Source organism: Sphingomonas sp. ATCC 31555 (assembly GCF_000282895.1).
Lineage (GTDB): Bacteria > Pseudomonadota > Alphaproteobacteria > Sphingomonadales > Sphingomonadaceae > Sphingomonas.
The window spans coordinates 50,429-67,565 of the sequence record NZ_ALBQ01000027.1; the positions used below are offsets into that span (position 1 = coordinate 50,429).

Here is a 17,137-nt window from a genome sequence, read left to right on the forward strand (position 1 = left end):
GCGTCCTAACTTACTGCGTGTTTGCGCTCGGCGAGCGCGGCGCGATGCACACCAGGAAGGCGATCAGCGTACCGATGCAGAGCTGGTAGGGGAAGGCCAGGCCGCGCAACGCACCCGGCAGCCCGATCGCGCGCGCCACCGCCGGCTGGAGGAGGCAGACGGTGGCGAACCCCGCGAGCAGCGCGGCGATCACCGATCCGGTGGTGCCTCGGGTAGTGAACACGGCGGCGAAATAGACGCCCAGCAGCCCGGCATAGGCGAACACCATCACCTGCAGCGCGAACTCCAGCAGCCCCATGTTCGATCGGTGCTGCCAGAAATAGGAAGCCACGGCCATCGCCAACATCGCCAGTCCGATCAGCCCCATACCCGCCCTGCCCGCGCCGACGTAATGATGTTCCGATGCGCCGCCGCGCCGCTGGCGCCAGGGCCGGTAGAAATCCTGGATCAACACCGAGGACATGGCGTTGAGCGCCGAATTGGTCGTTGCCACCGCCGCCGCCATGATGCCGACGGTGACCAGGCCGCGCAGCCCTGCCGGCAGCTGGGTCAAGATATAGTGCATGAAGATGCTGATCTTCTCGCCGCCGAACTGCTGCCCGGCCTGGGCCGTCGCGCCGCCCATCAGATCGGGCCGATCGTAGAAGACGTAGAGCAGCAGCCCGATGGTGATGAACAGCGCCACCACCGGCACAGTGGCGAAGACCGACAGATACAGTCCGCGCGCGCCAGTGCGCGCGTCGCGGCAGGCGAGCAGCCGCTGCGTCATATCCTGGTCCATCCCGGCCGAAGCGGTGTGGAGCAAGGTAACTCCGGTGACGATGGCCAGCAGCGAGAACGGCTTGCTCAGATCAGTCGAGAAATCGAACAGGCGCAGCTTGTTCACACCTTCCGGGGTCTGCGCCAGCCCCTGCAGGATCTCCGCATTGGTGGCGGGGATGGAGAGCCGCAGGAACACCAGCACCGCGATCGCCGATCCCAGATAGATGACGAACTGGATCAGATCGTTCCACAACACCGAGCGAAGTCCGCCGACAAAGGTGAACAGGAAGCTGGCGGCCACCACCACCGCGGCGGCGATCAGGATGCTGGTAGCGCTGACCGTCATCGTCGCGACCATGGCGAGCGCAATCGCGGCAAGGTAGATGCGCGCGCCGCCGGCAAACACGCGCCCTACGAGGAACATGCCGCCGGCCCAACGGGTCGCCCGCATGCTGAAGCGTAGCGTGAGCAGTTCGTAGGCAGTCGTCACCCGCGCGGCATAGAAGCGCGGGATCAGCACCCGGGCGACGAAGATCGCGCCGAGCAACACGCCCAGGTTCGAGGCGAGGTAGCTATAGTCCCCGCGATAGCCATAGTCCGGCGCACCGAGAAAAGTGGCTGCGGATTGCGTCGCGGAGAGCACCGATACCGCCGCCAGCCAGGCAGGCACGGTGCCGCCGGCGAGAAAATACTCGTGCGCGTTCTCGGTATGGCGCGGCATGAACGCCCAACCGCCGATCAGCAGGACCGCAAGATAAGCCGCAATCACGATCCAGTCGGCCAGGGTGAAGGAGAGAGCCATCGTCATCGCAATCCATGCTGGCGAGCAAGGCCGGCCCGACCGCCTGTGCGGGTGAACCGGTAGCGCGCCGTCCACGGGAAGACGCTCCGTCGCGGATCCGACATTCCGCTTCCCCCCTCGCCAAGCAGGTCGCACATCCGGCCGACGGCTGTAAAGCAGCGCCCATGGCGATCCGTTATGGCGACCCGCCATCGTGGAATGGGCCGCTCCCAGGTGCCATGCTATGGCTGGGAGGATGGCGGGCACGACGATCCCGGACGCGCGGAAGCGCCGTTTTCACCGCGCCCTGCGGCGGGGGTGCTTGACGGCGTGTACGGCGATCCTCGCCGCGTCGGCCGCAGGGGCGGCACCTGCGCCGCCCTCGGCCTGCCCGGTCCTGCGCGAGGCTCCGCGCGCGCAACACGATCCCCGCTTCACCGCCCTTGACGAGACGGTGCGCAGCGGCGTGGGTTCGCTCTATGCCGGCGCCGTGCTTCTCGTCGCGCGGGATGGCCAGGTGGTGCATCGCGCCGCGTTCGGCGATGCTCAGCGCCTGGCTTCCAAACCCGGCGGCGAACTTCAGGCGCTCGCCACGCCGCGTGCGATGACCGTCGATACCCTGTTCGACATGGCCTCCATCACCAAGGTCGAAGCGACTACCGCCGCGATCCTTCACCTCGTCGGTACCGGGCGCCTGTCGCTCGACGCGCGCTTGGGTACGTTGCTGCCCGCCTTCGATGGCACGGACAAGGCCACCATCACCGTGCGGCAACTGCTCACCCACCGCGCCGGGCTGTGGGAGTGGCAGCCAACCTGGCTACACCGCGATGAATCGGGAAGCGTGCTGCCGTATCTGGCGGCGCTGCCGCTGCGGTACCCGATCGGCGCGCGCTTCGCCTATTCGGATCTCGGCTTCATGCTGCTGGGCGCGATCGTCGTCCAGGTCGGCGGCATGCCGCTCGAACGTTACGTCGCGCATGCCCTCTATCGCCCCATGGGCATGCGCCAGACCGGCTTTCTGCCGAGGCCCGAGCAGCGCAGGCGCGCCGCCGCCACCTCGGCGGGCGACGCGTATCAACGGCGCATGGCGGAAACCGGCAAACCCTATCCCGCCGCGCCGTACCCCCCGGCCCAGCCCTTCTCCGGCTATCGTACCAACATGCTGGTCGGCGAGGCGAATGACGCCAATGCGGCGCTCGGCTGGGGCGGAGTGGCGGGCCATGCGGGGCTGTTCTCCACCGCGACCGATCTCGCCCGCTATGCGCAACTGCTGATGAATGGCGGCTGCCATGGCCGCTGGCGGCTTGCTCCCGCCAAGACGATCGCCGCGTTCCTGCAGACGCCGTTCGACCTCGATCAGGCACTGGGCTTCCACAAGACCGAACTCGCCGGCATCGCCGCGCCGTTTTACGGCCATTCCGGCTTCACAGGCACCTGGTTCGCCTTCTCGCCGTCGCTGGGGCTCAGCGTGGTCCTGCTAACCAATCGCGTGCACCGGCCCGAAGGCGAACCCTATCCCGCACTGGGCAAGCTCCAGGAAGCGGTGCTGCGCGGTGCAGTGGCGGCTGTGGCACGCAATGATCCAGGCGATAGGAGGGAGCACGCATGGCGTTGAATCTGGGCCTGATCGAAGGCTTTTTCGGCAAGCCCTGGAGCTGGGCCGATCGAACGACCGTGCTCCGCACGCTGGCGGGGGCTGGCTATCGGTTCTACCATTATGGCCCCAAGGCCGATCCGTTCCTGCGCCGCCGCTGGCGCGAGCCGCATCCGCCCGAACAGTTCGCCGCCATCGCTGCCTTCGCCGCCGAGTGCCGCGCGCTCGGCGTCCGCTTCGGCGTGGCGCTGACTCCCGTCGGCAGCACGCATCCGTTCGGCGAGGACTCGCGCGCGGCGCTGCGCTACAAGCTCGGCCAGCTCGACGCGCTGGGGATCCAGGATCTGGCGATCCTGTTCGACGATCTGCCGGCAGAACTGCCCGATCTGGCGCGCGGCCAAGCCGAACTCGTCGATTTCTGCGCCAACAACAGCCGCGCGAGCCGCATTTTCTTCTGCCCCAGCTTCTATTCGGACGATCCCATCTTGGAGCGCGCCTGGGGTCGGCGGCCACCGGCCTATCTTTCCGAACTCGGCCGCTATCTTGATCGCCAGGTCCGCGTCTATTGGACCGGAGAGGAAGTGGTCTCGCGCGAAATCGGGGTCGCCCATCTCAAGCGCGTGCAGGACGAACTCGGCCGCAAGGTCTGCCTGTGGGACAATTATCCGGTGAACGACGGCGTGCGCATGTCGCAATTCCTGCACCTGCGCGCCTTTACCGGGCGGCCCGCCGCGATACGCCACCATGTCAGCGGCCATGCGATCAACCCCGCGTCGCAGCCGCTGCTTTCCTGCATCCCTGCGCTCACGCTGGCCGCCAGCTATCGCCAGGGTAGCCGCTATGCCTATGGCGAGGCGTTCCTGGATGCGGCCACTTCCGTGCTGGGCAGCGAGTTCGCCACGGTGCTGCGCCGCGACATCCTGCCGCTGCAGGATACCGGGCTGGACAATCTCGGCCCGCGCCATGCCGAGCTGCGGACGCGCTACGGCGCCATCGATCATCCCGCGGCGCGGGAGATCACCGACTGGCTCGACGGGCGCTTCCGCACGACGCTGGAAGAAGTGCAGACCCAGTAGGGGAGGATCGGATGACGCAATTCTTCCTCGGCGTGGATGCGGGCGGGAGCAACTGCCGCTGCCGCCTGGTGGACGCTGCCGGCCGAGTGCTCGCGACGGCGCAGGCCGGGCCGGCCAATGCCGGGCTCGGGCTGGAGTCGCTCTATGCCACGCTGCGCGACGTGACCGCGCAGGCGGTGCACGCGGCGGGCCTCGACGACACGCAGGTCGCCGGCATCCGCGCAGCGATGGGCATTGCCGGCATCTCGCGGCCCGGCGTGCTCGCCGCGCTGGAGGGTTTCGGCTTTCCCTTCGCGGAGACCCTCTACGATACCGATGCCGGCATCGCCAATCTGGGCGCCCATGGCGGGGGAGACGGCGCGATCCTGATCATCGGCACCGGCAGCGTCGCCCAGGTGCGGGTGAACGGCGAGAATTTCCGCATCGGCGGCTATGGCTTCCCCATTTCGGACGAAGGCAGCGGCGCGGCGCTGGGCCTAAGCGCGATGCGCCACGCGCTGCGCGCGCTCGACGGCCGCACCCGTGCGACGCCGCTCAGCACCGCCGTTACCGAGCGCTTCGGCCATGACACCGCCCGCGCGATCGCCTGGATGGATCAGGCGACACCGCGCGATTATGGCAGCTTCGCGCCACTTGTAATGGCCTATGCCGAAGCGGACGACGCTATCGCCCGATCGATCGTGGAGGACGCGGTGGGCCATATCGAGCGGTTTATCGAAACGATCTTCGAACGCGGCGCGACCCGCTGCGCGCTGCTCGGCGGCCTCGCGCCGAAAGTGCGGCCCTGGCTGCGGGCGCGCACCGTTGCCCGGCTTAGCGACCCGCTCGGCGATGCGCTGAGCGGCGCCCTCTATCTCGCGGGTCTGCCCGCCCCGCTTCAGGAGAAGCTGCAATGATCCAGCGTCGTCAGTTCCTCACCGCCGCCGGCATAGCGGCGCTGGCACCGATCGCCCGGCCCGCAGCAGGTGTGCTGCCGTCGCCGCCAGCCGCCCCGCCTCTCCTTGCCTCCAACGCCCTCGCGCTACTGCTTGGGTGACGCGCCAAGCGCTCCGGCAAGGAAGCCGTCCGTGGCGGCATAGGCCTTCACCCAGCTTTCGTAGCGGAAGAATTCGTGCCGCTCGCCGGGCAGCATCAGCGTGTCGAGCTTGACCCCGCGCGCGGTCAGCGCCTCGGCGAGCCGCACCGACTGGGCGAAATCGACATTGCGGTCGTCGTCCCCGTGCACCAGCAACACCGGCGAGCGCCAGCGATCGAGCGCGGACGCCGGCGAGGATTGCCAAGCGGTCTCGCGCCAACGCGCCTGCACCTCGGGCGGCAGCATCGGCGGTGGCGTGCGGACGAGGTCGTGCACGCCGTGCAGGTCGACGCCGGCGGCGAAGATGGCGCTATCCCGCGCCAGCCCCAGCGCGGTCAGATAGCCGCCCCAGCTGCCGCCCCACAGGCCGATGCGGCGCGGATCGACATCGCGCCGCGCCGCCAGCCAGCGGGCGGCGGCCAGCACGTCGCGATATTCGCTGGCACCCTCCCGTCCGGTCTCCGCCGCCTCGCGAAAGGCGCGGCCATAGCCGGTGCCGCTGCGATAATTGATCGCCAGCACATCGAAGCCATCCATCGCCAGGTGCTGATTGAGCAGGTAGGCGTTGGCATAATAGGGCATCAGGTGAAAGGCGGGCAGCATCTGCCGCCGCGGGCCGCCATGGAGGAAGATAAGGGCCGGGTGCGGCCCCTTGCTCCCGCCGCGCGCTTTGAACAGCGTGGCGTGGACGGTGACGCCATCCTCGGCGGCGAAGCGCACCGGCTCGGGCGCGACGAAGTCGCCGGTTTCGGCCGGATCGCCGCCCGCGACCATCGGGACAAGCCCACCGCCAGCCTTTACCAGCGCCGCATGGGGCGGCACGCGGACGCCGCTGGCCACCACCGCCAGCGCATCACCGGCAATTGTGGGGAAGCCTTCGATCCCGTCTCCCGCCGTCAGCTGCCGCGCGGCGCCGCCCGCCAGCGGGCGCTGCCATAGGTGTCGCCGCTCCACATCGCCGAAATTGCCGGCATAGATCAGCGTGCGGCGGTCGGCCGAAAGGGTGAAATTCTCCACCTCGGCCTCGCCCGGCGTCAGGTCGACGGCGGTGCCGCCGCGCGCCGGCGCCGCCATCACATGCACCCAGCCGCTGGCCTCCGATGGGAACAGCAGCCGGTCGTCGGCGCTCCAGAACAGGTTGGCGGTGCGGGTGCCGTAATAGCGCCCGCCAGCGCCCGGTGTCGCGCGCCAAGCGGTGTGCGCCTTGCCCGTCGCGAGCTCCACCACCCGCACGCTCCAATAGGAGGCCTCGGTGCCGGTCGCGCCGAACGGCGGCGCGACGGTGCGGATAAAAGCGAGCGACCGCCCGTCCGGCGAAAAGATCGGCGAGACGTCCTGCGTCATCGCCGGATCGGGGTAGGAAAGCGCCGCGCTCGCCAGATCGAACAGCGCGACCAGACCGTGATCGCGCCGCCGGCTTACGAACAGGAGTCGCTTGCCATCGGGGGACCAGGAGAGGTCCTCGATCGTCCCGGGCAGTTGCGCAAGCTTCGTCGCCGCGCCGCCAGACACCTCCGCGAGCAGCAACGTTCCGCCCGAAAGGAACGCCACGCGGCTGCCATCGGGCGAGAAGACAGGCGAATGGCCCTCCCCCAGCACCCGCGGTATAGCCTCGCCGGCGGTGGCGCGGACCCACACCGTCTGGGTGCCGCCCCGCGCGGCGTGGCCGCTGTTGGGCGGGGGGAGATCGGGGAATTCACCGTCGCCGCCTTGCGTCCAGGCAATCGTCGCGCCGTCCCGGCTGAGCGCCAGATGGTGGAGGTCGACGCCGTCGTCGCGGCGGGTGTCGGTCAGGCGACGCGGCGACTGGCCAGGGCCCGGCGACACCCAGAGCGTGCGCACTCCCGCACGCATCTCCACCCACGCGAAGACCGGCCGCTCACTTGCGCCGACCAGCCCCACGCTCATCGGCAGACCGAGCAGGCGGGCAATGGCTGCTTCGTGGTCCGGCGGCGTCGCGCCAGCGCCGATCGTGAGCAGCGCAGCGCCCAGCAGCAGCGTGGGGCGCAGGAACAGGCGAGCGGAAAGGGAGCGTCTCGACATGGCCCGACTATGCGCGGCGCGCGGCGGTACGGCCAGATGCCTGGTGGCTATGCCCCACCTATTGCCCGGTTATGCGATCAATGGGCGGCGGCGATCGCCACCAGCGCCGCATCGATCGCCGAGGTCGCGCTGGTGCCGCCGGGTATGTCGTTGGCATACGCCGCGAACGCCAAGGTTCGCCCGCTCGCAGCGGTCAAATATCCGGCGAGCGCGCTGGTAGCATTCAGCGACCCGGTCTTCGCCCATACCCTGCCCGCGAGCGGCGTGCCGGTGAAGCGCCGGGCGAGCGTCCCGTCGCTCGCGGCGACCGGAAAGGTCTCACGCCATGCCGCTCCCCAAGGCTGGGTGGCGGCCCAGCGCAGCAACGCCACGGTCGCACGCGGCGTCACGCGGTTGTAGCTGGACATGCCGGCCCCATCGGCCAATTCAACCGCGCCCTTGGCAACCTTGGCGCGGGCAAGCAGCGCATCGACGACGGCGTGCCCGTCGGCCACCGAGCCGCTCGAGCCAAGCCGCCGCAGCAACAGCTCGGCATGAAGATTCTGGCTCACTTTGTTGGTATGGCGCAGATCCTCACTCAGGGGCGCTGGCGTGAGCCGCGCCAGCACGGTCGCCTCTGACGGCGCTGCAAGGGGTGCGTCGCCACGATTTGCAGGATCGTCGGCCGGTACAAGGGAGCGATGCCGCACGGCGATCCGCCCCTTCACCTTCACGCCTGCCGCACGCAGCAGCTGCGCGAAGCGCCAAGCCGCGCGGTGTGCCGGATCGTCGACGCCCACCGACAGTGCCACAGGAAGGTTTCCCTCGGCGATGCTGCCGGTCAGGCGCAGCAGATCGCTACCCGGCACACGTTCGAACGACAGCGTTCGCGGGCTGCCGACCGGGCCGGTCGTGGCGCTATTGTCGATCCGATAATAGCCGTCGCCCGTAACCTGCGGCGGCGTGCCAGCCGCGCCCGGCGCGATGGTCAGCGTCACGACATTGTCATCCAGCGTCAGCGCGGAAATGGCCGTGCCGTACACGCCCGCCATGTTGTTCCAGCTCATGCCTAATGGCCAGCGCTCATCGGGAAACGCGGTGTCGTCGCCCACCACATCACCCACCGCCCGCACCTTCTGCGCCACCGCTGCCGCCAGATCCGCCAGGCAATCGACACGGCAATCGGGCGCAGAGGACAGGCGCGCGTCGCCATGGCCCGCCAGGACGACCGCGGGCGTGCCGCGGCCCTCGAGGCGCACCGTTGCGCCGCCCGCCCCATCGGGAACCGCGACGTCCAGCGTCTCGAAGGCGGCGGCGGTGGTGAACAACTTGGTGTTGGATGCGGGGATAAAACGCTCGTCCGGCCGCAGCGCGACGATCTCGCGCCCCTCCGCATCGATCACGACCAGCCCGATGCGCGTGCCCTCCGGCGCCCTGGCCAGGGCCTCCGTCACCCCCGGCGGCAGCGGCGGCGGCACATCGGCGGGGGCCCCCGCCAGCATCAGGGCAACCAGCGCTGGCCAGCTCATCGGCGTTCGATCTCCTCGCTCAACATCGTCAGGAATTCCGCCACAAGCATCGACGGCGGTCGATCGAGCAGGTGGATGGCGTGGACATCGAACGTGATCGACGGGCGCAGCGGCCGCATCGATAACCCAGGCGCCATCGATGCGGCCGCCGTGAAATTGTCGACGATCGCCAGCCCGACGCCCGCGCGCACGAGCGCCGCCGCGATGTAGAAGGTCCGTGCCACCACCACTTCGTTCAGCACCAGGCCGAGCCGGTCGATTTCTTCGGACAGCAGCTTGCCGATCGGGCCGCTGCCTTTCAGCGAGATCACCGGTCGGACGACCAGTTGCGACAGTTCCAGCCGCGGCGGTGCATCCGGCATGTCGCGCTCGCGGTACAGGACGACCAGTTCGCCCTCGCCCAGCCAGCTATGGGTTAGCGCCACGCCGCGCGGCGGCTCGCTGGCGATCGCGATATCGCTCTCGCGCTCGTACAGCTTGCGCAGCAGATCGTCGTGATGGACGGTCTGAAGGTCGAAGCGGACATCGGGCCTTCGCACGAGGAAGCGCGACACCGCATCGGGCAACACCCCCAACCCCAGGCTGGGCAATGCCGAGATCCGCAGCGTCGTCCCCGCCCCGACGCGCAGGTTGCGCCCCGCCTCGCGCAACGCGCGCACCCGCTCCTGGATGTCGGCGACGTCCGCAAACAGCGCGTGCGCGTCCTCGGTAGGGAGCAGACGCCCGTTGGAACGCTGGAACAGTTCGAACCCCAACAGGCTCTCCGCGTGGCGGAGCGTCTTCGATACCGAGGGCTGCGAGACGTTCAGTGCGCGAGCGGCTGCAGAGACGGATCCGTTGACGTACACGGCGTGGAAAATCTCGATATGGCGCAGGTTCATGGATGCAGCCTAGCGCCCCCGCCCCTATTCGGCCACCGGCCCGCGAAAGCGCGCGGCGTCCAGTTCGTCCTCCCCCCGCGCCACCAGCGTAGCGACGGCCAGATTGGCCGAAGCGGAGGGCACGGTGCGGGTCATGTCGAGCAGCCGGTCGAACGGCAGCACCAGACCCACCACCAACGCAGTCTGCTCCGCACCTACGCCGACCGCAGAAAGCATCGCCGCCAGCATAAACAGCGATGCCGACGGCACCGGCGCGGTACCGAACGCCGCCAGCGCCCCGGTCAGCAGCATCGTGACCAGCATCGTCGCGTCTGGCACGATGCCTAGGGCCTGAAGCGCGAACTGGCCGAGCAGCCCGACATACATGGCGGTGCCGTCCTTGCCGATCGAGGCGCCGAGCGGCAGCACGGTGGAGGCAACTCCGCGCGACACGCCCAGATTGTCCTGCGCCACGCGTAGCGCCACCGGCAGCGTCGCGGAGGACGACGCCGTCGAAAAGGCCACTACCAGCGCGTCGGCAATGCCGCGGAAGAAACGGACGACCGGCAGCCGGGCGACGAGGCCGATCAATACGGCATGTACCCCCAGCATCTGGACGAGCGACGCCAGCACCACCGCCAGCGCCAGCCAGCCGACATGGACGAACACGGCTGCGCCGTTCACTGCTACTGCTTGGGCAATCAGTGCGAGAACGCCGAAGGGCGTCACCTCCATCACTGCGCGAACAATATGCAATAGCACCGAAGAAAGCCCTTGCAACAGCGCGACGACCGGCTTGCCGGCCTCGCCTGCCATCACGCTGCCGGCCCCGAGGAGGACGGCGACGAAAATGATCGCCAGCATGTCGCCCCGTCCCAGCGCCTCAACGATGTTCAGCGGCACGATCGACAGTAGCTGCTCGGCTGGCGTGACCGGCGGCCCCAGCGGATGCGGCACCACGCCGCCCAGCGACATGCCGACGCCGGGGCGCAGCACCAGCCCCATCGCCATTCCGATCGATACCGCCACAAGGGTAGTGGCTGCGAACAGCCCCACGGTGCGCAGGCCGATCGACCCCAGCCGCCGCGGATCGCCGAGCGTCGCAATCCCCGCCGAAATGGTGACCAGCACCACCGGCACCACCAGCATCTTGATCAGCCGGACGAACAGTTCGCCCACCAGCCGGACCGCGCCTGCGCCCTCCGGCCAGATCAGTCCGAGCGCGACGCCCAGCAGCAACCCACCGACCACCCGCTTCCACAGCGGGATCGCGAACCAGCCCCGGATCACGCGCAACCCGCGCTTCCCCAAAAGCCGGGGGCCGGCGCCGTCAGGATTCCGTTCGCGTCGCGTGCGCCGCCGGGGCGATCTTCGGCCAGCCAGAGCGGCCCGTCGAGATCGACAAAGGCCGCTTCCCGCGCCACCAGCATCGCCGGCGCGATCCCCAGCGACGAACATACCATGCAGCCCACCATCAACCCGAACCCCCGCGCCTGTGCCGCTTCCGCCAGCGCCAATGCTTCGGTCAAGCCGCCGGTCTTGTCGAGCTTCACGTTGACATGGCTGTACAGACCCGCGAGCCGATCCAGGTCTGCCCGGGTGTGGAGCGCCTCATCGGCGCAGATCGGAATCGCGCCCGCCAGCGCCGCAAGCCCCTGATCCTCGCCCGCCGGCACCGGCTGTTCAAGCAGGTCGACACGGTGCTCGCGCAGCAGCGGCAGCCGATCGGCGATATCCTCCACCCGCCAGCTCTCATTGGGATCGACGATCAGCCGCGGCGCGGGCGCAACGGCGCGAACCGCCGCGATCTGGGCTGCGGCTCCGTCCCGATCGACCTTGATCTTGAGGAGCGGAACCTGCGCTACATCGCCTGCAGCCCGCGCCATCGCCTCCGGCGTGTCGATCCCGATCGTGATGGCAGAGGCGATCGCATCGGCAGGTGCAACGCCGGCGAGCGCCGCGACGCTGGTCCCCGCCAGCCGGGCTTCCAGGTCCCACAATGCACAATCGACCGCGTTGCGGGCGGCGCTCGCAGGCATCGCTTGGAGGATGTCCGCACGCGTCGCCCCTTCCTCGATCAGCGCGCGCACCCGCTCGACCTCCGCGATCGCGCCTTCGACCGTCTCGCCATATCGGGGATAGGGCACGCCCTCGCCCCAACCCTGCGTTCCGCCTTGGCAGATCGTCACCGTCACCACATCGGCGGCCGTTTTGACGCCGCGGGAGATGCGGAACGGCGTTCTCAGCGCAAAGCGGTCGTGACGAGCGGCGAGGGTGCGGCGCATGATGTCTCCAGCAGCAGGTCGATGATCGCCTCCGATCCGAAGCGATAAGGGTCCGTACAGGGCAGTCCCAGCGCATCCTCGGTCTCGCGACACAGCCGCCGGGCGGCAACCTCCTCCAGCTTGGCGGTATTGAGCGCCACGCCGACAGCGCGCACGTCAGGGCTGGTCAGCCGCGCCACGCGCAAATTGGTTTCCAGGCACTCGGCAAGCCCCGGCATCGGAAAATGCGGCAGGCCCCGCATGTGCGGGCGCACCGGATCGTGGCAAAGCACCAGCGCCGTCGGCTGCGCACCATGGAGCAGCCCAGTCGAAACGCCGGCAAAGGCAGGGTGGAACAGCGATCCCTGCCCTTCGATCAGATCCCAGCCATCGTCCTCGCGCGCCGGTGCCAGCGTCTCGATGGCCCCGGCGATGAAATCGGCGATCACCGCGTCGAGCGGCACCCCGCCCCCCGCAATCAGGATGCCGGTCTGGCCGGTGGCGCGGAAATCGGCTTTGATCCCCCGCTCCCGGAGCGCGTCGCGCAGACACAGCGTCGCGTACATTTTGCCGACCGAGCAGTCGGTACCGACCGTCAGCAGCCGGTTGCCCGCGCGCCGCCGCCCGTTGCCGACCGGCAGGTTTGTCGGCGCATCGCGCACGTCGAACAGCGCAACGCCGGCCTCGGCCGCCGCCGTGACCAGTTCGGGCACGTCGCGCAGCCGCTCGTGGAGCCCGCACGCGATGTTCAGCCCAGCGCGGATCGCGGCCAGCGCATCACCGATCATCCAGTTGGGGAAGCGACCGCCCGGATTGGCAATGCCCAGCACCAGCGTCTGCGCGCCGGCAGCACGGCCGGCGGCGGCATCCATCCGCGGCAGACCGAGCGTGAACGGGCAATCGTCGTGCCGCCATTCGCCAACGCAATCCTCACGGCGAAACGCGGCCAGACCGCGCGATGTCTTGAGGCCGATCTCGTCATCGGAATGGCCGAGATAGAGGAGGTAGGGAGCGGGAATGGTCATGATGCGGCATGATAGGAGCGCCGGTGCGAGCGCCGCCAATCGCTCTCCGGTCGCCGCCTATAACGCGCGGCTATTGGTCGCACCCGCTCGGCCGGGGGCGCAGCAGCGCGCGTCCCGCCGCGGCGCCCGTCGCCGCGCCGTCCGCCAGTGCGAGCTGCCCGTTGACGAACAGCGCCGCCACGCCGACGCTGGTCACGCGCGGATGCAGGTAATCGGCGCGCGGCGCATAACGCTTCGGATCCAGCACCACGACATCGGCATGATAGCCCTTTCGCAGATAGCCGCGCTGGGGGATGCGATACATGTCGGCGATGGCCCCGGTAGAACGGCGGATGAACTGCGCCAGGCTGATCACCTTCCGCTCGACGACATAGGTCCGATAGAGCCGCGGGAAAGTGGCGTATTGGCGCGGATGCCCGTTCGATCCGTCGGAGGACGTCACGACCCAGGGCTGCTTCATGATCAGATCGACGTCGCGATCGGCCATGTTGAAGCTGGCTACGTCGGTGCCCGCCGGCCCTGTGCCCGCCGCATCGGGCGTACGCAGGATGCGGATCGCCGCATCGATCGGAGTCAGCTGCCACTGCTTCGCCATTTCCGCGAGCGTCTTGCCGCTCCAGGGCTGTCCCTGCGCCGTCAGCAGCAGCGACCCTGCCCCGCCCCGTCGGCGCAGATTTTCCGTCATCTCGGCCTTCAGCCGCGCCAGCGTGGCAGGATCGTCGAAGCGCGCGATCAGCTTGGCGTAGCCGCCGTCCATCGCCCAGCTCGGCACCAGCGACGCATCGACGCTCGAGCCCGAGGCGAGCCACGGATATTGATCGGCAGTCACGTCCTGACCGGCGCGCCGCGCCGCCTCGATCGTCGCGATCAATGCGGGCGCTTGCCCCTGCAGGTCGACGCCGAGTGCCTTCAGATGCGCGAAATGCACCGGCGTGCCGGCGATGCGGCCGATCTCGATCGCTTCTCGGGTCGAAGCAAGGAGACCGATCGAATAGCTGGATTCATCGCGCTGGTGCGTATCGTACATGCCGCCGCGCTTGCCGACCTCGCTGGCGACCGCCGCGACTTCGTCGGTCTTTGCGAAGCTTTGCGGGGGGTAGAACAAGCCGGTCGACAGGCCATAGGCACCTTCGCACATCGCGGTCGCGGCGAGGCGCTTCTCTTCCGACAGCTCCGCGGGCGTCGGCGCCCGATCGTCTTCGCCGAGCACGCGCGTGCGGATCGAACCGAAGCCGACGAACGGCACGACATTGGTGCCGATGCCGCTTGCTTCCAGCGCCTTCGCGTCTTTCGCCACTTCGAACGTGCCGTAGCCGTCAACGCCGATCACCACCGTGGAGACCCCCTGCGCCAGCCAGGGGAGGTTCAACCGCGCCTTCGGATCTGCCGAGCGGATATAGCTTTCCGGATGGGTATGCGCGTCGATCAGCCCGGGCGCGACGATCATGCCGCGCGCATCGATCACCTTGCCCGCCGCCGTGCCGCGCGACCGGCCGACATAGACGATGCGGTCGCCTTCCAGCTCGACGTCGCCGACGAACGGCGCCGTTTCCGCACCCGTGTAGATGGTGCCGCCCCTGATCACGACGTCGACGCGCGGCGCGCTCGATGCGGTGGCGGCGCACCAGACAAGGGCGGTCAGGAAAAGGCGCTTCATTGCGGGCTCCTATCGGGCTGAAGGCGAGTGGTAACGGCCGCAGCTGCGTCCACGGCGGCACGGCTGAACGGCATGGGCTGCATCGTGCCCGCAATCCAGGGGGCAACCTGATCGCGCCGATGCACCGATCGCGGATCGTTCGACTGGCCCGGCAGATTGAGCATCACCGAGCGATCCCAGTCACCGACGTCGATCACTTCCAGATAGCTCGCGCCGCCGCCTACCCGCCAGTCCGGCCCGTTCCCCAGCCACCGCGCCATCACGGTGAAGCTGTCGCCGCCCGATCCGCCTGCCTCGACCGGCGGGAACGCGGCCGCAATGGCGGGGATACGCGACAGCGGATGCGCGATACGAACCCGGTGCAGCTTGTCCCAGCGCCACGCCGCCGGATCGCTGCCCAGCAGCGTCACCGCCTCCGCCCATCCGGCGGCGAGCGATGCGTCGATGAGGTCCGGTCGTGCGGCTGCCACGCGGATCAGTTCGGGCGGCTCAATTGCGGGGATCAGGCTGCGCGCTGCCTCCGGCACCAGCGCCTCGATCATCCGGGCGTTGAGAGCGCGCAGCACGATCTCGTACAGCGCCGCCGCGCCGCTTGCCCCCTCGATCCGCGCATCCCAGCGCGCGAGCATCGTCGCCGCCGCTGCGGCACCTTGCGAGGGCTGGCGTGGCAGCATCGCCTGGAACCGCTGCGCGAGCAGCGACAAGGTGTCGTGCTGCAGCGCCACGCTGTCGGCGATGCTGTGCCGCCTCTGCGCCGACAGCACCTGCGCGATCCGATCGTAGCGCGCGGAGTCGCGAAACGAAAAGGCGGGACTGCGCTCGGCCGGCCAGTCGGGCGGCAGGTTGTTCTGGTTGGCGGAAGCAAACCAGCCCGCCGGCGGATCATAGTCGCTGGGCAACGCGCGAAAATCGCGCATGCCAGTCCAGTCGTAGCGGCCATCGCCCGGCACCGGCAGCAGGCCGTTGCCCCGCTTTCGCTGCGGCCAAAAGCCGATCACCTGGCGGCCGTGATGGCCCCGCACATCGGCATAATGGAAGTTGGTGGGCGACGGGTGCAGCTTGAACGCCTCGCGCAGGCCGGCCCAGTCGCGGGCGAGGTTGATCGCCACCATCGAGAAGGCGCCGGAGCCCCCCGGCTGCATCCCCACCGACGCCAGAACGGTTGCGCGCCCACGCGCCGGATCGTGCGAAAGGACCGGCCCCTGCACCGCATAGCGAAGCACCACCTGCCTCGGATCCGCATCCTTCACCGCAATGGCGACATCGTGCCGCACGAAGCGCTTCCAGCCGCCATCGTGGCGATAACGTTCGGGATCCTGCGGATCGAGCTCCAACACGAACAGGTCTTCCTGATCGATGTGGAAATTGGTGCGGCCGAACGCGAAGCGATCGGTATGGCCCTGCATGATCCCGGCCAGCCCCGGGGCGCCGCCGCCGATTACGTCGAGGCCCGGCGCGGTCAGATGCGCGACATGGCGAGGCCCGAAGCCGCCGATGCCGAGATGGGGGTCGTTCGCCAATATAGGGCGCCCGGTAGCGGTGCGGTTCCCCGCCACGGTCCACGCGTTCGATCCCGCATTTGCGGCGCTCATCATATCGTCCGCGTCCTGCGTCGGCGTGTCGCGGCCGAACGGCAACGCGCCCAGCCGCAGCACGCCCATATCCGCCTCGCGCACCTGTTGCGGATCGAGCCCATCGGGCACGGTCATTGCGATATGGGGGCGCAGCGGGGCCACCAGTCGGTCCAGTTCGAGCAGCCCCAACGCAGCCAACCGTGCGCGCCGCACCTCGTCATCGACATTGCCGATCGAGCCGCCTCTCGCCAGCACCAGATCGGTCAACTGCCAGCGCAGCGGCATCACGTCCAGGATGCGGTATTCGAGCGGGAGCAGCGTACGATCGCGCGCCACCTCGGCAATTCGCGCATTGATCCCCGCCACATAGCCGCGCACACATTCGAGAACGTCGCGCGGAATGCGGGCCAGTTCGGCGTCGAGGTCGCCGCGATAGTGGAACAGCCGCGCGGCCGCATCATGATCGGCAAACTCCGCGCCGAACACTTCCGCCATCCGCCCCATGGCGCGACGATGCGCAAGGTCGATCTGGAACAGCCGATCGCGCGCGACGACATAGCCCTGGCCGAAAAAAGCGTCGGCCTTGGTTGCGGCCCGGATGTGCGGCACCCCCCATTGATCGTCGATGATCTCGATCGGCCGCGAAAGCCCCGCCACTTCGATCCGCGCAGCCGGTGCAAGTGACCGGGCAGACCCTCGCCAAGGCGCGAAGGCGCCGAAGGCCGTGGCGCCAAGCAGGAAGGTGCGGCGATCGACCATGAATTCCCCTTGTCCGGCTATGCCCAGGCCCCGCATAAGCGGTCGCGAGGGGAGCATAGAGCGGCGGGAGGCGCGCGCAATCGCACCATAGGCGAAGGCTATGGCACACCAAACGATCGGAAGTTGGGTTGCCCTTGACCTGCTTCGCCTTCGCCCTGC

Annotated in this window: 13 protein-coding genes; 4 read left to right on the forward strand and 9 right to left on the reverse strand. The window is 68.9% G+C overall.

Translation table 11 applies throughout. The annotated features are described in order from the left end of the window. Positions 1-10: 10 nt before the first annotated feature. Positions 11-1,564, reverse strand: coding sequence for a sodium:solute symporter (locus B215_RS0112955; protein ID WP_026009224.1), 1,554 nt, complete (start codon positions 1,562-1,564; stop codon positions 11-13). A gap of 223 nt (positions 1,565-1,787) precedes the next feature. Between B215_RS0112955 and B215_RS20125 the strand changes: the two genes are divergently transcribed. Genes B215_RS20125 through B215_RS21565 form a run of 4 tightly spaced genes read left to right on the forward strand, consistent with a single transcriptional unit; the run spans position 1,788 to position 5,249 of the window. Further along, complete coding sequence (locus tag B215_RS20125) at positions 1,788-3,158, forward strand: serine hydrolase domain-containing protein (RefSeq protein ID WP_237718462.1); 1,371 nt, start codon at positions 1,788-1,790, stop codon at positions 3,156-3,158. Beyond that, positions 3,149-4,213 carry a beta-N-acetylglucosaminidase domain-containing protein gene (locus B215_RS0112965; RefSeq protein WP_019370073.1) on the forward strand — a complete coding sequence of 355 codons (1,065 nt, stop codon included), beginning with the start codon at positions 3,149-3,151 and terminating at the stop codon, positions 4,211-4,213. Before B215_RS20125 ends, B215_RS0112965 begins: the two co-directional genes overlap by 10 nt. A gap of 11 nt (positions 4,214-4,224) precedes the next feature. After that, positions 4,225-5,109, forward strand: coding sequence for a BadF/BadG/BcrA/BcrD ATPase family protein (locus tag B215_RS0112970; RefSeq protein ID WP_019370074.1), 885 nt, complete (start codon positions 4,225-4,227; stop codon positions 5,107-5,109). Beyond that, positions 5,106-5,249, forward strand: a complete 144-nt coding sequence (locus B215_RS21565; protein WP_162839598.1) for a hypothetical protein — start codon at positions 5,106-5,108, stop codon at positions 5,247-5,249. The genes B215_RS0112970 and B215_RS21565 overlap by 4 nt, the downstream gene beginning before the upstream one ends. Here the strand turns inward: B215_RS21565 and B215_RS0112975 are convergent. The 8 genes from B215_RS0112975 to B215_RS0113010 form a co-directional block, all read right to left on the reverse strand. Beyond that, positions 5,235-7,331 carry a S9 family peptidase gene (locus tag B215_RS0112975; protein WP_019370075.1) on the reverse strand — a complete coding sequence of 699 codons (2,097 nt, stop codon included), beginning with the start codon at positions 7,329-7,331 and terminating at the stop codon, positions 5,235-5,237. The two genes, B215_RS21565 and B215_RS0112975, sit on opposite strands and share 15 nt — an antisense overlap. A 77-nt stretch (positions 7,332-7,408) precedes the next feature. Beyond that, complete coding sequence (dacB, locus tag B215_RS0112980) at positions 7,409-8,839, reverse strand: D-alanyl-D-alanine carboxypeptidase/D-alanyl-D-alanine endopeptidase (protein WP_019370076.1); 1,431 nt, start codon at positions 8,837-8,839, stop codon at positions 7,409-7,411. Next, entirely contained in the window at positions 8,836-9,720 is an 885-nt protein-coding gene (locus B215_RS0112985) for a LysR family transcriptional regulator (protein ID WP_019370077.1), read from the reverse strand. The genes dacB and B215_RS0112985 overlap by 4 nt, the downstream gene beginning before the upstream one ends. 24 nt (positions 9,721-9,744) lie before the next feature. Further along, positions 9,745-10,995, reverse strand: a complete 1,251-nt coding sequence (locus B215_RS0112990) for a dicarboxylate/amino acid:cation symporter (protein WP_019370078.1) — start codon at positions 10,993-10,995, stop codon at positions 9,745-9,747. Beyond that, positions 10,986-11,984 (reverse strand): N-acetyl-D-Glu racemase DgcA, encoded by a 999-nt coding sequence (gene dgcA / locus B215_RS0112995; protein WP_019370079.1) that lies wholly within the window; start codon positions 11,982-11,984, stop codon positions 10,986-10,988. Before dgcA ends, B215_RS0112990 begins: the two co-directional genes overlap by 10 nt. After that, the gene (gene dgcN / locus B215_RS0113000) at positions 11,942-12,988 is read right to left on the reverse strand and encodes an N-acetyltransferase DgcN (RefSeq protein ID WP_019370080.1); all 1,047 of its coding nucleotides are present in this window, start codon (positions 12,986-12,988) and stop codon (positions 11,942-11,944) included. Before dgcN ends, dgcA begins: the two co-directional genes overlap by 43 nt. 70 nt (positions 12,989-13,058) lie before the next feature. Then, the gene (locus tag B215_RS0113005) at positions 13,059-14,645 is read right to left on the reverse strand and encodes an N-acyl-D-amino-acid deacylase family protein (protein WP_019370081.1); all 1,587 of its coding nucleotides are present in this window, start codon (positions 14,643-14,645) and stop codon (positions 13,059-13,061) included. Next, positions 14,642-16,978: a penicillin acylase family protein gene (locus tag B215_RS0113010; RefSeq protein ID WP_019370082.1), complete on the reverse strand. Its 2,337-nt coding sequence runs from the start codon at positions 16,976-16,978 to the stop codon at positions 14,642-14,644. The genes B215_RS0113005 and B215_RS0113010 overlap by 4 nt, the downstream gene beginning before the upstream one ends. Between the last annotated feature and the right edge of the window lie 159 nt (positions 16,979-17,137).